Origin of the sequence: Kitasatospora sp. NPDC017646 (assembly GCF_044329365.1) — a bacterium.
GTDB lineage: Bacteria > Actinomycetota > Actinomycetes > Streptomycetales > Streptomycetaceae > Kitasatospora.
Genome location: NZ_JBIRJC010000048.1, coordinates 1 through 15,168, shown reverse-complemented (window position 1 = coordinate 15,168; position 15,168 = coordinate 1). Strand labels below are relative to the sequence as shown.

Here is a 15,168-nt window from a genome sequence, read left to right as displayed (position 1 = left end):
GGCTAACCTGCCTCGGGAAGGGGAAGCCCACCGGGCAGCAGACCTTCAGCCGTCAACTCCGACCAGAGGGCTTCCGGGATGTCCAGCTCCAGCAGGTGGGCCGCATCGGTGACCTCCTCGGCCGAGCGGGCTCCGATCAGCACGCCCGTGACGGCCTGCGGCGCGAGGGCGAAGCGGACCGCCGCCGCGCGCAGCGGCACGCCGTGGCGTCGGCAGACCGCCTGCATCCGCAGCGCCCGGTCGATCAGCGCGGCCGGCGCGGCCGCGTAGTCGAAGGTGGCGCCGGGGCTGGGCGCGGCCAGTACACCGGAGTTGAAGACCCCTCCGACGATCACCGAGACACCGCGCGCGGCCGCCTCGGGCAGCAGGTCGGCCACGGCCCCCTGGTCGAGCAGGGTGTACCGTCCGGCCAGCAGTACGGCGTCGACGTCGGTGTCGCGGACGAACCGGGTCAGCATCGCGGACTGGTTCATGCCCACCCCGATCGCCCGGACGACTCCTTCGGCGCGCAGTCGCTCCAGGGCCGGATAGGCCTGGCCGAGGGCCTCGTCGTAGTGGTCGTCCGGATCGTGCAGGTGCACGATGTCGATCCGGTCCAGCCCGAGCCGCTCCAGGCTGGCCTCGATCGAGCGTCGTACGCCGTCCGTGGTGAAGTCCCAGACCCGCCGGTGGGTCGCGGCGACGGCGAAGCCGTTCGCCCGGTCGTCCCCGTCGACGGGCGTCGTGGGCACGAGCAGCCTGCCGACCTTGGTGGCGACGGTGAACTCCTCGCGCGGGTACCGGCGCAGGGCGGCGCCGAGCCTGCGCTCGGACAAGCCCAGCCCGTAGTGCGGCGCGGTGTCGAAGGAACGGATGCCGGCTGCCCACGCCGCCTCGACGGCGCCCGCTGCGGCCTCGTCCGGAACAGGGGAGAAGAGGTTGCCGATCCCTGCGGCACCGAAGGAGAGCCGGGTGACCGTGGCGCCGCTACGCCCGAGAGGTGCACGGTGCATCGTCGTGCCCCTCACCGGGCGGCCGGGCGCAGTCGCAGACCGGACATGCCGCCGTCCACGGCGAGTGCGGTGCCGGTCACGGAGGCGGCGGCGGGCGAGGCGAGGTAGGCGATGGCGGCGGCGACCTCGTCGGCGGTGACCAGGCGGCCGTGCGGCTGGCGGGCGTCGAGGGCCGCGCGTTCGGCGGCCGGGTCGTCGGCGGCGTCGAGCAGCCGGCCGACCCACGGAGTGTCGACCGTACCGGGGTTGACGCAGTTGACCCGGATGCCCTCGCGGACGTGGTCGGCGGCCATGGCCAGGGTGAGCGAGAGCACGGCTCCCTTGCTGGCCGAGTAGAGCGCGCGCTGAGGCAGGCCGGCGGTGGCGGCGATCGAGCAGGTGTTGACCACGGAGGCGTGCTGGGAGCGGCGCAGGTACGGCAGGGCGGCGCGGGTGGTGCGGACGATGCCCACGACGTTCACGTCGAGCACCCGGTGCCACTGCTCGTCCGGGTTGTCCTCGACCGTCCCGGCAGCGCCGATGCCGGCGTTGTTGACCAGGATGTCGATCCCGCCGAGCGCCCCTGCCGCGTCCTCGACCGCAGTGCGGACCGAGGCGTCGTCGGCGATGTCGGCGGTGAAGCCGGTCAGCGGCGGTTCCACCGCGCGCGGGTCGAGGTCGAGGACGGCGACGCGGGCGCCGCCTCCGGCGAGCAGGGTCGCGGTGGCGAGCCCGATGCCGGACGCTCCGCCGGTGACCAGGGCCGTGAGCCCGTCGAGGTCGATGGTCATGCCCGCACCTCCTGCTGCTCGTCCGCGCGGCGCGCGGCCAGGTCCGCCGTCCAGAAGTCCCCGTCCGGGTAGCGGTAGGTCTCGATGGAGGCACCGTGCATGGCGGCGGAGAAGCCCGGCGCGGTGGGAGCGCGGTAGTGGCCGTCGTCGACGACCACCGGGTCGAGGAAGTGCTGGTGGAGGTGGTCGACGTACTCGATGACCCGGTCCTCCGTGGTGCCGGAGAGCGCCGCGTAGTCGAACATCGAGAGGTGCTGGACGAGTTCGCACAGGCCGACGCCGCCGGCGTGCGGGCAGACCGGGACGCCGTAGTGGGCGGCGAGCAGCAGGATGGCGAGGTTCTCGTTGACACCGCCGACACGGGCGGCGTCGATCTGCACGATGTCGACGGCACCGGCCTGGAGGAGTTGCTTGAAGACGATGCGGTTCTGGACGTGCTCGCCCGTGGCCACCCGGATCGGGGCGACCTGCCGACGGATCGCGGCGTGCCCGAGGACGTCGTCCGGGCTGGTCGGCTCCTCGATCCAGTACGGGTCGAACTCCGCGAGCGCCGTGGTCCAGGTGACGGCCTGCTCGACTCCCCAGCGCTGGTTGGCGTCGATCGCCATCCGGATGTCGGGACCGACGGCCGCCCGCGCGGTGCGGCAGCGGCGGACGTCGTCCTCCAGGTCCGCACCGACCTTGAGCTTGATCTGCCGGAAGCCGTCGGCGACGGCCTGACGGGCGAGCCGGGTGAGCTTCTCGTCGGAGTAGCCGAGCCAGCCGGGCGAGGTGGTGTACGCGGGATAGCCGCGGCGCAGCAGTTCGGCGGTGCGCTGGGCGGCGCCGTCCTTGCCCCGGCGCAGAAGTTCCAGTGCCCGTTCGGGGCTGATCGCGTCGGCGATGTAGCGGAAGTCGACCTGGGAGACCAGCCATTGCGGGTCGGCGTCCGCGAGGAACTGCCACAGCGGCTTGCCCTCGCGCTTGGCCGCGAGGTCCCAGGCAGCGTTGACCACGGCGCCGATGGCCATGTGCATCACGCCCTTCTCGGGCCCCAGCCAGCGCAGTTGGCTGTCACCGATCAGGTCCCGGTGCAGCGAGGCCGGGTCGGCGCACAGCTCGGCGACGGAGCGGCCGACGACGTGTTCGCGCAGCGCCTCGATGGCGGCCACCTGGACGTCGTTGCCCCGTCCGATGGTGAAGGTGAAGCCGTGGCCCTCCAAGCCCTCCGCGGAGGTGCGCAGGATCAGGTAGGCGGCGGAGTAGTCCGGATCGGGGTTCATCGCGTCGGAGCCGTCCAGCTCGCGCGAGGTCGGGAAGCGGATGTCGTACGTGTCGACGGCGACGATCCGCGCGGTGTCTGCGGACAAGGAGGTGCCTTTCACGCGTTGATGAACGTCTGGCGCTGGCTGCCGAGGCGGTCGATCGAGAGCTCCACGATGTCGCCGGTGCGCAGGTAGGGGTTGCCCGGCAGCCCGAGGGCCACGCCGGCGGGGGTCCCCGTGTTGATGACGTCACCCGGATTGAGGACCAGGAACTGACTCAGGTACCAGACCAGGTACGGGACATCGAAGATCATGTTCTCGGTGTGGCCGTCCTGCCGGCGCGCACCGTTGACGTCCAGCCGGAGCCCGAGTGACTGCGGGTCACCGACCTCGTCCGGGGTGACCAGCCAGGGACCCAGCGGGTTGAAGGTCTCACACGACTTGCCGAGGTCCCACTGCGACGAGAACTCCAGCTGGAACTCCCGCTCCGAGACGTCGTTGCTGATCGCGTAGCCGGCGATGCACCGCGCGGCCTCCGCGCGGTCGGCGAGGTAGCGGGCCCGCTCGCCGACGACGACCGCGAGTTCCACCTCCCAGTCGGTCTTCGCCGATCCGCGCGGGATCAGCACGGTGTCGCGGGGGCCGATCACCGTGGACGGGTCCTTCATGAACACCACCGGGCGTTCGGGGACCGGTGCACCTGTCTCCTCCGCGTGGTCGCGGTAGTTCAACCCGATGCAGACCACTTTGCCGGGGCGCGCCACCGGTGAACCGATGCGGCGGTCGGCGACGTCGAACGGAGGGAGGGTCCCCGCGGCGAGCGCCTGGCGGACCCGCTCGACGCCGCCGGAGGCGAGGAACGCCCCGTCGATGTCATCGGTCACCGACGACAGGGCGAAGGTGCGTCCGTCCGCGTCCTGGACGGCCGGAACCTCCTCGCCCGGGGCTCCGACGCGCAGCAGCTTCATGTCATGCCTCTCGACGCTGAAGGGAGCATTCCCCCTCCGGCCATACATCGGATGAATCGGAGGTGCTTGAACCATACGGATGCTCCACAGGAAGCACAAGAAGTCCTCCGACGTTTTCCCGTTGCTCGTGGTGATCAAGGCCAACTTCCAGGCCAGGCCGCGCAGAAGGCGCTCAATCCCGGACCGAACGTCACGTTTTGGAATCATCCGAGGTCCGGTCTTGTCGCCCCAGCGACAAGCTCGTAGTCTCCTCTTGCCCATCAGCCATCCGATGATTATGTGGGTGTCGAAGGTGGCAAAGGCCCGCGGCTGGGACCGCCCCGACCCGACCGCATCCAGCAGGTGCCGGCCCACCCTTCCGTTGGGAGGGCCACAGGGGCGGGCCGACGCCTCCTCCCCCACTCGAGGGCATCGCCCGTCCCGCCGAGCCGAGCGCCCCCGCTCGCCCGCACCCACGCGCCCCGGACACCCATCCAAGGAGAACGTCACTGTGAAGCCTCGTACCTCTCGGACCGTGGCCGCGGCCGCCACGGCGGTCCTCCTGCTGGGCCTCGGCACCGCATGCAACCGCGGCAGCGCTTCCTCGGGCGGTTCCGCCGCCGGCAAGCCGGCGATCGGCGTCGACCTGCCCCGCGCGGACTCGGACTTCTGGAACTCCTACGCGCAGTACGTCAAGCAGGACGCCTCCGCCGAGGGCCTGAACACCCTGCCGGTGAGCAACTCGCAGAACGACGTGACCAAGCTGGTCGCCAACGTCCAGGTCTTCCAGAACACCGGAGCGAAGGCTGTGGTGATGGCCCCGCAGGACACCGGCGCGATCGCCTCCACCCTCGACCAGCTGTCTGCCAAGAAGATCCCGGTCGTCAGCGTCGACACCCGCCCCGACAAGGGCGACGTCTACATGGTCGTCCGCGCCGACAACAAGGCCTACGGCACCAAGGCCTGCGAGTTCCTCGGGCAGCAGCTCGGTGGCAAGGGCAAGGTCGCCGAACTCCAGGGGGCCCTCAGTTCGGTCAACGGGCGCGACCGTTCCGAAGCCTTCGCCGCCTGCATGAAGGAGAAGTTCCCCGGCATCCAGGTGATCGAGCTGGCCACCGACTGGAAGGGCGACGTCGCCTCCGCCAAGCTCCAGTCCACCCTGGCCGCCAACGCCGACCTCGGCGGCATCTACCTGCAGGCCGGCGGTGTGTTCCTGCAGCCCACGATCGCCCTCCTCCAGCAGAAGGGCCTGCTCAAGCCCGCCGGGCAGCCGGGCCACATCGCGGTCGTCTCCAACGACGGGATCCCGCAGGAGTTCGACGCCATCCGCAAGGGCGACATCGACGCCACCGTCTCCCAGCCCGCCGACCTCTACGCCAAGTACGCCTTGTACTACGCGCAGGCGGCCGCCGAGGGCAAGACCTTCCAGGCCGGCCCGACCGACCACGGCTCGACCATCATCTCCCTGCCCAACGGCCTGGAGGACCAGCTGCCCGCGCCGCTGGTCACCAAGGACAACGTCGACGACAAGGCCCTGTGGGGCAACAACGTCGGCAAGTGACCCCGGTCCACCCGTGGGCGGCGGACCGGCGCCCGGCCCGACGGCGCGTCACCGCCGCCCACCGACCCATCCAGCGGAAAGGACACCCGCCATGGCGGACTCCGGTCCCCCCAGGAGCCCGGTCGTCGAGGCCGATGGGATCAGTAAGCACTTCGGCGCCACCGTCGCGCTGAGCGACGCCCGCATCTCGGTCCAGGCCGGCGAGTCCCACGCCCTGGTCGGCCGCAACGGCGCGGGGAAGTCCACCCTCGTCTCGATCCTGACCGGCCTGCAGGCCCCCGACACCGGCACCCTGCGCTTCAACGGCGAACCCGCCCCGGCGCCCGGCGACACCGACGCCTGGTGTTCCCGGGTGGCTTGCGTCTACCAGCGCTCCACCGTCATCCCGGCCCTCACCGTCGCCGAGAACCTGTTCTTGAACAGACACAGCCTGGACCGGCAGAGCCTCCGATCGCTGCGCCCGATCAGCTGGCGACAGCTGCGCCTGCGCGCCGCCGACCTGCTCGGCGAGTACGGCGTCGAGGTCGACCCCACCGCCCGCGCCGAGGAACTGACCGTCGAGCAGCGGCAGTTCATCGAGATCGCCCGGGCCCTCTCCTTCGGCGCCCGGTTCATCATCCTGGACGAGCCCACAGCGAAGCTCGACGCCCGCGGCATCGACCGGCTCTTCGCCAAGCTGCGGGAACTCCAGGCCCAGGGTGTCGCCTTCCTCTTCATCTCGCACCATCTCCAGGAGGTCTACGACCTCTGCAGCACGGTCACCGTCTACCGCGACGCCCGACACATCGTCACCGCCCCGGTCGCCGAACTCGGCCGACACGCGCTGGTCGAGGCGATGACCGGAGAGGCCGCGACGGTGAGCACCGGCCCCGCACCGACCGGTCCCGGGCCCACCGCCGACGCCGCTGCGCTGCTCGACGTCGACCGCCTCGAACTGCCCGGCGCCTACCGGGACGTGACCCTGCTCGCCCGGGCCGGCGAGGTCGTCGGGCTGGCCGGCGCCACCACCAGCGGCAACGTCCAATTCGGGGAGACCATCGCCGGCCTGCACCGCCCGCGCGCCGGCCGGATCAGTGTCGCGGGCCGTCCGGTGCGCACCGGACGGGTACCCGCCGCGCTCGCCGCCGGGGTGGGCCTCGTCCCCGAGGACCGGCACATCCAGGGCCTGGTCCCCCAGCGCAGCGTCGCCGAGAACGCCACCCTGACCGTCTCCGACCAGCTCGGACCGTACGGAACAGTACTGCCCTCGCGCACTCGGGCCTTCGCCGAGCGGATGATCGCCGATCTCGACATCAAGACGCCCGGCCCCACCACCCCGGTCTCCGCGCTGTCCGGCGGCAACCAGCAGAAGGTCGTCATCGCCCGGGCGCTCGCCACCCGGCCCCACGTCCTGGTCGCCATCCGCCCGACCAACGGCGTCGACGTCAAGTCCAAGGAGTCCCTGCTCGGCACCATCCGCCAGGTCGCAGACAGCGGGAAGACGGCGTTGATCGTCTCGGACGAACTCGACGACCTGCGGGTCTGCGACCGCGTCGTGGCGATGTTCCACGGCCGGATCGTCGCGGAGTTCGACCGCGGCTGGAGCGACGAACAACTGGTCGCCGCCATGGAAGGCATGGCCGACTCCCCTGACACGAAGGAAGGCCATGGCCGCCACTGAACTCAACGCGCCCACCGCCGCCACGGCATCGCGCCGCCGCTTCGACCTCGCCCGCTACCGCGACCTGTCCCTGCTGCCGGTCCTGCTCGTACTGGGCATCATCGGCTTCGCCGTCTCACCCGCCTTCCTGACCACGGACAACCTGCTCGGAGTCGGCCAGCAGGCCACCGAACTCAGCGTGCTGGTGCTCGCCGAGGCCCTGATCCTGATCGCCGGACGGATGGACCTCTCCCTGGAGTCCACCATCGGCGTCGCCCCCGTCATCGCGGTGTGGCTCGTGCTTCCCGACCACGGCGCGCGCTTCAACGGCCTCGGCCTCTTCCCCGGCTGGGCCGCCATTCCACTCTGCCTGCTGATCGGCGCACTCATCGGAGCGGTCAACGGCTTCCTGATCCTCAAGCTGCGCCTCAACGGCTTCATCGTCACCCTCGGCGCGCTGACCCTGCTACGCGGCCTCCAGGTCGCCGTATCTCAGGGCCAGTCGATCGTCAACCTGCCCGACTCCTTCCGCTACCTCGGCGGCGCCTCCTGGCTGGGCATCCCCGCCGCGATCTGGATCTGCGGCCTGCTGTTCCTGGTCGGCGGGTCGGCACTCGCCTGGCTGCGCCACGGCCGTGCCCTGTACGCGATCGGCGGCAACGCCGAGGCGGCCCGCGCCGCCGGCATCCGGGTCGACCGGATCACCTGGACCGTCCTGGTCCTCGGCGGGGTGCTGGCCGCCTTCGCCGGCATCCTCTACACCGGCCACTACGGTTCGATCTCCGCCGACCAGGGCAACGGATGGATCTTCCAGGTGTTCGCCGCCACCGTCATCGGCGGAGTCAGCCTCAACGGCGGGCGCGGGACGCTCTTCGGCGCCCTCACCGGTGTGCTCACCCTCCAACTCGTCGTCAACGTCATGACCCTGGCCGGGGTGCCGCCGCTGTGGAACCAGTTCCTCAACGGCGTGATCATCATCCTCGCCCTGATCGTCTCCCGCTTCACCTCCGGCGAGCAACAGGACTGACCCCCCGACGATCCGGCACCGCAGCCCGCGTGGCGCACCGCCCCCGTGCATCGCCTGCGCCGGGTGCTCGTACCGCGCGGGCTGCTCCCCCTTGCCCACACAGACTCCCCGCGAGCGAAAGGAGGTCGCTGAAGCATGCCAGAACGCCCGAACAACGGCGCCCGCAAGGCGTCTCCAACGGCCGTGACCGATCTGGCGATCGCAAAGATCAAACAGATGATCGTGACGGGACGTCTGGAACCGGGTTCGCGCCTGCCCAACGAGGCGGACCTCGCCGAGCAGCTGGGTCTGTCCCGCAACTCGCTGCGCGAGGCCGTGCGCGCGCTCACCGCCATGCGCATCCTGGTGCCCAAACAGGGCGACGGCACGTACGTCTCCGGCCTGGAACCCCACCGCCTCATGGAGACCATGGCCTTCGCAGCCGACGTCTCGGCCGGTGACGGAGCACGGCAACTCCTCCATGTACGACGGTTGCTGGAGCCCCCGGCCACCGCGCAGGCGGCGGGCCTCCTGACGTCGGAACAGCTCGCGGAACTGGAAAGGATCCTCGCCCGGTCGGCCGGCGACATCGGTGTGGAGGAGTTCGTCGAGCTGGACATCGAGTTCCACCGGATCATCGTGGCCTCCGTCGGCAACCCGGTCCTGTCCACCCTGCTGTCGACCCTCTCCACCCACACCCAGCGGTTGCGCATCGTCCGCGGCACCCGCGACGCCCGGGCCCGGGCCCGGGCGCAGACCGAACACGAGGCGATCCTGCGCGCCCTCACCGCACGCGACGCGAGCCTGGCCGCGTGCGCCGCCGCCATGCACGTCGTGGCCGTCGAGGAGTGGCTCGACCACAGCACCGCCACGTCACCATCCCCCTGCAAAGAAGGGCTGAAGCAATGCACCACTTCAAGGGCCGAAGCGCGGTCGCCGGCGCGGCGGCGGGAGCCGTCCTGATCGCCGGGTCACTGACCGGTTGCACGAAGGACTCCACCTCCGCCGACGCGAGCGGCGCGGACATCGGCATCGACATCCCGCGTGACGACTCGTCCTTCTGGAAGTCGTACGAGCGCTACCTGAAGGACGGCATAGCGGCCGGGGATGCGCGCACCCTGCCGATCACCGACTCGCACAACGACGAGGCCCAGCTGAAGGCGAACTTGCAGCACTTCGAGGCCAGTCGGGTGAAGGCCGTGGTGATCGCACCGCAGTCCACCCCCAACACGGACCAGATTCTGGACCACCTGTCCTACGAGAGGATCAACACGGTGGTCGTCGACACCGAGCCCGAACACGGCGAGGTGTACATGGTGGTCCGGACCGACAACGTCGCGTACGGCACCAAGGCATGCGAATTCCTGGGCAAGCAGCTCAAGGGGAAGGGGAAGGTCGCCGAACTGCAGGGTGCACTCGTCTCGATCAACGCCTACGAGCGCACCCGCGGGTTCGCCGGCTGCATGAAGGCCAAGTATCCGGGCATCCAGGTGATCGAGCTCCCCACCGAGTGGAACGGCGACACCGCCTCGGCCAAGTTGCAGGACACGCTGGCCGCCAACCCGGATCTCAACGGCGTCTACATGCAGGCAGGCGGAGTCTTCCTGCAGCCGACGCTGTCGCTCCTGCAGCAGAAGGGCCTGCTGAAGCCGGCCGGCCAGCCCGGGCACATCACGATCGTCTCCAACGACGGCATCCCCGAGGAACTGGACGCCATCCGCAAGGGCCAGATCGACGCCACGGTGAGCCAACCCGCCGACCTCTACGCCAAGTACGCGCTGTACTACGCGCGGGCCGCCGCCGAGAACAGGTCCTTCCCTACCGGCCCGACCGATCACGGTTCGACCATCGTCGCCCTGCCCAACGGCCTGGAGGACCGGTTGCCGGCGCCCCTGGTGACCCGCGAGAACGTCGACGACCGGACGCTGTGGGGCAACAACATCACCCGATGAGCACCACTTGTTCATCGGACGCCGAGGAGGAGGGCGGAAGCCCGCCGTCGTCAGCGGTGCGCCAGCACAGACGGCCTGCCGCGTCGAGGTAGTAGTTCTGGCGGAGCGCGGCCGGGCTGTCGTCGTCGGCGAGCATGTTGAGCAGGAACTCGCTGACCGCCACCACCTCGACCCCGTCCCGGTCGAGCAGCCGGTAGGGCAGGACCGGATCGTTGGTCTCGTCGACCCGGCCGACCCTTGGCACCGTGAGCGCCGTGACGTCCCGTAACTGCCGGGGCCGGCCTCGGTTAGCGGCCTGGGCTCAGGCCGCGGCCGCGATGCCGAGGTCGGCGAGCAGTCCGCGGACCAGCTGCTCGATCCGGTCGCGGATCGGGCGCACCGCGGCGACGCCCTGGCCGGCCGGGTCCTCCAGCTTCCAGTCCAGGTACCGCTTGCCGGGGAAGAACGGGCAGGCGTCGCCGCAGCCCATGGTGATCACCACGTCGGACGCCTGCACCGCCTCGGTGGTGAGCACCTTCGGCACCTCGGCGGAGATGTCGATCCCGGCCTCCGCCATGGCCTCGACCACGGCCGGGTTCACCGCATCGGCCGGGGCGGACCCGGCCGAGCGGACCTCGACCCGCTCGCGACCGAGGTGGGTGAGGAAGGCGGCGGCCATCTGGGAGCGGCCGGCGTTGTGGACACAGACGAACAGCACGGTGGGGACGGCGGCAGAGCTCACGGGTTCTTCTTTCGGGCAGGAGCGAAGCGGGGCGGGTTCAGCAGCCGGGGACGGCGGCGGGGTGGTGCCCGCCGTGCTCCGCCACGGCCTGGTCCTCGGCCGCCGTCGGCGTGGGGCGGCCGAACAGCGCGGCGACCAGGGCGAGGCCGGCGGCCAGGCCGACGAGCTGGGCGGCCACGAACGGCAGCACGGAGGCGGGGGCGATGCCGGCGAAGGTGTCGGTGAACGCGCGGCCGATGGTCACCGCCGGGCTGGCGAAGGAAGAGCTGGAAGTGAACCAGTAGGCGGCGCCGATGTAGGAGGTGACCGCGACCGGCGGCAGGTGCGCGCGGCCGACCCGGGTCAGGCCGAAGACCAGCAGCACCAGCCCGGCGGTGGCGACGACTTCGCCCAGCCACAGGTGCGGCGCGGAGCGGGTGTGGGCGGACCAGTGCACCAGCGGCTCGGCGAACATCGCGTCCGCCAGCACCGCGCCGCCGATCGCCCCGGCGATCTGGGCCGGGACGTAGGCGGCCACCTCGCGCAGGTTCGACCCGTTGCCGCCGCGGCGCCCGGTCCACCAGGCGGCCAGCGTGACCACGGGGTTGAAGTGCGCGCCGGAGACCGGGCCGAGCAGCGCGATCAGCACGCCGAGCCCGAACACGCGACGCCCGCTCCGCCGGGCCCGGCGGCAACACCTACCGCACCACCGTCGCCTACGCCCCCGTCCAGGCACAAGGCCCACTGCCGCGTCCCGCGCACGTGCACGGCCGCGCTGCACAGGCGCGGTGAGGCCGTCACCCTTGGCGCGGGGGTCAACTTCGTGCCGGCGATGTGCCTGTTCTTCGGGCAGGGCTATGAGGAGGTCGCCCGGCTCCTGGGCGAGGGGCTCGGGAACGGGCGGCGGTCGTGGCAGGTGCCCACGACCGCCGCGATCGGCCGGGCCCGACGACGGCTGGGGCCCGAGCCTTTGAAGGTGCTGGTTGCGCGGGTGTGCGGCCCGGTGGCGGTGGGCGGACACCGCCGGTCGCGAGTCGTCGAGGACTCGAACGCCGGGCAGGTTCGCGTTATCACCGACCGGGCGAGTCGGCATCACCAGACCGAACTGATTCGCACGGCCGGGGGCATCGGGCCCCCACCCGGCTGCCCTCGGGCCGACTGGCCGCAGGCCGGACGCGATCTACCATGGAGGGTGAGGTCCTGGAGAGGCCGCACCTGCCCACAGCCGAACGGTAGGGAGGCGGGCATGGCCATCGGAAGCGTGTCCGGCTGGGTGGACGACCCGCGCTACATGCCGATCTCCGAGCACGGTCTGATCGGCGACCTGCGCACCGCCGCACTGGTCGGTACCGACGGCACGGTCGACTGGTACTGCTGCCCTCGCTTCGACGCGCCCAGCGTGTTCGGCGCCATTCTCGACGCCGACAAGGGCGGTTCGTTCCAGCTGGCCGCCGACGTGCCGGCCCGGACCCGGCAGTTCTACTTCCCCGACACCAACGTGCTGATCACACGGTTCTACGCAGCCGACGGGGTGGCGGAGATCCAGGACTTCATGCCGGTCGCAGACGAGTCTCGCGAGGCGGCCCGGCACCGGCTGATCCGCCGGGTGGTCTGCGTACGCGGCACCCTGCCGTTCGCCGCCCGGATCGCTCCGCGCTTCGGCTACGGGGCCGAACCGCACACCGTGCGCGTGCGGGGACACGAGGCCGTCTTCGAGTCCCCGTCGCTCTCCCTCGCGCTGACCTCCACCGCACCGCTGGAACCCGACGGCATGGACGTGGTGTCGCATTTCAAGCTGCTCGAAGGTGAGTCCGTGGTGTTCGCCCTCGACCGGATCAGCGACGACGTGCGGCCCCGGGCCTGTCCGGCCGCCGAGGCGGAGGCCGAGTTCGAGACGACGGTCCGGTTCTGGCGCCGCTGGCTCTCGCAGTCGCGCTATCGCGGCCGGTGGCGCGAGATGGTGCACCGCTCCGCCCTGGCCCTGAAGCTGCTCACCTACGTGCCGACCGGCGCGATCGTGGCCGCGCCGACGACCAGCCTGCCCGAGCAGGTCGGTGGCGCGCGCAACTGGGACTACCGCTACGTGTGGGTCCGCGACGCCGCCTTCTGCATCTACGCCATGCTCCGGCTGGGCTTCACCTCCGAGGCCGAGGCCTTCATGGGCTTCCTGTCCGAGCGGGGCATCATGCGAGGCTCCGGCCCCACGGGACCGCTGCAGATCATGTACGGCATCGACGGGCGAAGCGACCTGCCCGAGACCGACCTGTCCCACCTCGAAGGCCATCTGGGATCCGCTCCCGTGCGGGTGGGCAACGCCGCGACCAAACAGCTCCAACTCGACATCTACGGAGCCCTGATCGACTCGGTCTACCTCTACGACAAGTGGGGTCAGCCGATCAGCAGCGACCGCTGGGATGAGGTCGGCGCCGTCGTGGGCTGGCTCTGCGACCACTGGGACCAGCCCGACGAGGGCGTCTGGGAGACCCGGGGCGGCCGGAAGAACTACGTCTACTCGCGCCTGATGTGCTGGGTGGCAATCGAACGGGCCATCCGGATAGCGAACCGGCGGGGCCTGCCGGCTGACCTCCCCCGCTGGCAGCGGTGCCGCGACGAGATATACCGGCAGATCATGCGACAGGGTTGGTCCGAGGAACGCGGGGCGTTCCTCCAGGATCTGGACGGTGACGTCCTCGACGCCTCGGTCCTGATGATGCCGATGGCCAAGTTCATCTCCCCCACCGATCCCAAGTGGCTGTCGACTCTGGACGCGCTCAGCACGGATCTGGTCTCCGACTCGCTCGTCTACCGCTACGATCCGCAGGCCAGCCCGGACGGTCTGCAAGGACCCGAGGGCACCTTCTCGATCTGCTCCTTCTGGTACGTCGAGGCGCTCACCCGCGCAGGACGCGTGGAGGAGGCCCGGCTGGCCTTCGAGAAGATGCTCACCTACGCCAACCACCTCGGCCTCTACGCCGAGGAGATCGGACGCACCGGGGAACAGCTCGGCAACTTCCCGCAGGCGTTCACTCATCTCTCGCTGATCAGCGCCGCGTTCAACCTCGACCGTGCGCTGGGATAGGGCCTGCCGCGCCCGCCACCGGGGTCAGCCGGCAGCCGGAGAGCCGTGAAGCGCCCCGCCCAACACGGGGACCAGCCACTGCTCGATCCACTCGGCGGGCTCGGCGGCCAGTTCGGCGCCGAGGTCAGCCGGCGACGGTCTCGGCGTGCCGGTGAAGCGCGTCCAGGAGTGCGGTCTGCTGCTCGGTCAGCTTCCCGTCGCTACGCGCCTTGTCCTGCTTGCGCAGCCACGCGCCGGGCCGGAACGCCGGGTCCGCTTCGCCGCCGGTGCGGTTGGCGGGGCCGTCCAGGGTGCCGCCGGCGGCGAGGTAGGCCAGCAGTCGCCGGTACGACCTGTTCCAGTCCGGCTCCAGGCGCCACAGCTCATCCAGCGCGCCCAGCTTCGCCACCTGGTCGGCGCCGAGGGCCTCGGCCTTACGCTGACGGCGCATCCACGCGCCCCCCGCGTAGCCGTCCAGCTTCTCCGTCGCCGGGATGGCGAGGTGGCCGTGGTGGGCGGCCCAGGCACGGGCGTAGGCGTAGCCGCGTTCCCAGGCGCCTGCGTGCTTGGACCAGATCATGCCGAGCGCGTCCAGCTCCGAGGCCCGAACGGCATCGAGCAGGCCCTGGCGTACTGGGGCTGGGCGCGGTGGGCGCGCAACTCGGTGATGCGGCCCACGACCCGGGCGTCGTGGGCGGCCAGGGCGCGCAGGACGGGTCGGCGCCGGCCGTCTCGTCCCCGACCAGCGGCGTCGGCAGGTACACGGGGATGATGACCCAGGAGACCTTGCCCTGCCGGTAGCGGGTGTGGAGTAGTTGAGGTACAGGAAAATCCCGGTGAGAACGATCATGGTCTTCTAGCACACGTGATCGGCCTGTTGCGGGGGTTCAGAGGAAGATCCTCGATCGCTGTCGGGGCATGGCTACCGTCCGCCGCATGCCGGTGGAATTTCTGATGAGCAGGCCGAGGCGTACGGGACGTTCACCGAGGTGCCCACCCGCCCGGAACTGGAGCGGTTCTTCTTTCTCGACGATGACGACCGTGACCTGATCGCCCTGCGTCGTACGGACGCACATCGCCTGGGCATGGCCCTGCAGATCTGCACGGTCTGCTACATCGGCCGGTTCCTGGGTGAGGACCCACTCGCGGTGCCGTGGGAGGCCGTGGAGTACCTGGCCGGGCAGCTCGGCATCGCCGACGCCTCGTGCGTGAAGCGGTACCCGGAGCGCCGATCGACGGTGTACGAGCACGCGGCGGAGATCCAGAAGCGGTTCAAGTACCGGGACTTCACCGATCGGA

Annotated in this window: 15 protein-coding genes and 1 pseudogene; 8 read left to right on the top strand and 8 right to left on the bottom strand. The window is 70.8% G+C overall.

Features of this window, described 5'->3' with window-relative positions; genetic code table 11:
* Positions 1-2: 2 nt before the first annotated feature.
* From ACH4J0_RS37360 to ACH4J0_RS37345, 4 genes are read right to left on the bottom strand one after another with little or no spacing between them, the layout of a single operon-like run.
* Complete coding sequence (locus ACH4J0_RS37360) at positions 3-992, bottom strand: aldo/keto reductase (protein WP_396245640.1); 990 nt, start codon at positions 990-992, stop codon at positions 3-5.
* Positions 993-1,003: 11 nt separating this feature from the next.
* Positions 1,004-1,762 (bottom strand): SDR family NAD(P)-dependent oxidoreductase, encoded by a 759-nt coding sequence (locus ACH4J0_RS37355; protein ID WP_396245639.1) that lies wholly within the window; start codon positions 1,760-1,762, stop codon positions 1,004-1,006.
* Positions 1,759-3,111: an L-fuconate dehydratase gene (locus ACH4J0_RS37350; protein ID WP_396245638.1), complete on the bottom strand. Its 1,353-nt coding sequence runs from the start codon at positions 3,109-3,111 to the stop codon at positions 1,759-1,761. Before ACH4J0_RS37350 ends, ACH4J0_RS37355 begins: the two co-directional genes overlap by 4 nt.
* An 11-nt stretch (positions 3,112-3,122) precedes the next feature.
* Positions 3,123-3,974 (bottom strand): fumarylacetoacetate hydrolase family protein, encoded by an 852-nt coding sequence (locus ACH4J0_RS37345; RefSeq protein WP_396245637.1) that lies wholly within the window; start codon positions 3,972-3,974, stop codon positions 3,123-3,125.
* Between the two features lie 490 nt (positions 3,975-4,464).
* Here ACH4J0_RS37345 and ACH4J0_RS37340 point away from each other — a divergent pair, with 490 nt between their 5' ends.
* From ACH4J0_RS37340 to ACH4J0_RS37320, 5 genes are all read left to right on the top strand, one after another.
* Positions 4,465-5,514 carry a sugar ABC transporter substrate-binding protein gene (locus ACH4J0_RS37340; protein WP_396245636.1) on the top strand — a complete coding sequence of 350 codons (1,050 nt, stop codon included), beginning with the start codon at positions 4,465-4,467 and terminating at the stop codon, positions 5,512-5,514.
* Positions 5,515-5,605: 91 nt separating this feature from the next.
* On the top strand, positions 5,606-7,174 hold the full coding sequence (locus tag ACH4J0_RS37335) for a sugar ABC transporter ATP-binding protein (RefSeq protein ID WP_396245635.1): 1,569 nt from the start codon (positions 5,606-5,608) through the stop codon (positions 7,172-7,174).
* Positions 7,161-8,180, top strand: coding sequence for an ABC transporter permease (locus tag ACH4J0_RS37330; RefSeq protein ID WP_396245634.1), 1,020 nt, complete (start codon positions 7,161-7,163; stop codon positions 8,178-8,180). The genes ACH4J0_RS37335 and ACH4J0_RS37330 overlap by 14 nt, the downstream gene beginning before the upstream one ends.
* A gap of 135 nt (positions 8,181-8,315) precedes the next feature.
* Positions 8,316-9,122, top strand: coding sequence for a FadR/GntR family transcriptional regulator (locus tag ACH4J0_RS37325; protein ID WP_396245633.1), 807 nt, complete (start codon positions 8,316-8,318; stop codon positions 9,120-9,122).
* On the top strand, positions 9,065-10,111 hold the full coding sequence (locus ACH4J0_RS37320; protein WP_396245632.1) for a sugar ABC transporter substrate-binding protein: 1,047 nt from the start codon (positions 9,065-9,067) through the stop codon (positions 10,109-10,111). The genes ACH4J0_RS37325 and ACH4J0_RS37320 overlap by 58 nt, the downstream gene beginning before the upstream one ends.
* On the opposite strand, the gene ACH4J0_RS37315 is transcribed toward ACH4J0_RS37320, so the two are convergent.
* The 3 genes from ACH4J0_RS37315 to ACH4J0_RS37305 are packed head-to-tail and all read right to left on the bottom strand — an operon-like array spanning position 10,101 to position 11,475.
* The gene (locus ACH4J0_RS37315) at positions 10,101-10,355 is read right to left on the bottom strand and encodes a hypothetical protein (protein WP_396245631.1); all 255 of its coding nucleotides are present in this window, start codon (positions 10,353-10,355) and stop codon (positions 10,101-10,103) included. The genes ACH4J0_RS37320 and ACH4J0_RS37315 overlap by 11 nt on opposite strands.
* Positions 10,356-10,412: 57 nt before the next feature.
* Entirely contained in the window at positions 10,413-10,832 is a 420-nt protein-coding gene (locus ACH4J0_RS37310) for an arsenate reductase ArsC (RefSeq protein WP_396245630.1), read from the bottom strand.
* Between the two features lie 37 nt (positions 10,833-10,869).
* Positions 10,870-11,475 (bottom strand): aquaporin, encoded by a 606-nt coding sequence (locus ACH4J0_RS37305; RefSeq protein WP_396245629.1) that lies wholly within the window; start codon positions 11,473-11,475, stop codon positions 10,870-10,872.
* Between the two features lie 168 nt (positions 11,476-11,643).
* Between ACH4J0_RS37305 and ACH4J0_RS37300 the strand changes: the two are divergent.
* Both ACH4J0_RS37300 and ACH4J0_RS37295 read left to right on the top strand, forming a co-directional pair.
* Positions 11,644-11,733 (top strand): annotated as a pseudogene (locus ACH4J0_RS37300) (hypothetical protein); the annotation flags it as partial.
* A gap of 324 nt (positions 11,734-12,057) precedes the next feature.
* Positions 12,058-13,890 carry a glycoside hydrolase family 15 protein gene (locus ACH4J0_RS37295; protein ID WP_396245667.1) on the top strand — a complete coding sequence of 611 codons (1,833 nt, stop codon included), beginning with the start codon at positions 12,058-12,060 and terminating at the stop codon, positions 13,888-13,890.
* A 124-nt stretch (positions 13,891-14,014) separates the two neighbouring features.
* Here ACH4J0_RS37295 and ACH4J0_RS37290 read toward each other — a convergent pair whose 3' ends face one another.
* Positions 14,015-14,449 carry a helicase associated domain-containing protein gene (locus ACH4J0_RS37290; protein ID WP_396245628.1) on the bottom strand — a complete coding sequence of 145 codons (435 nt, stop codon included), beginning with the start codon at positions 14,447-14,449 and terminating at the stop codon, positions 14,015-14,017.
* A 367-nt stretch (positions 14,450-14,816) separates the two neighbouring features.
* On the opposite strand from ACH4J0_RS37290, the gene ACH4J0_RS37285 reads away from it, so the two are divergent.
* Positions 14,817-15,168: DUF4158 domain-containing protein (locus tag ACH4J0_RS37285; protein WP_396245666.1), on the top strand; the 352-nt coding region annotated here is incomplete at its 3' end.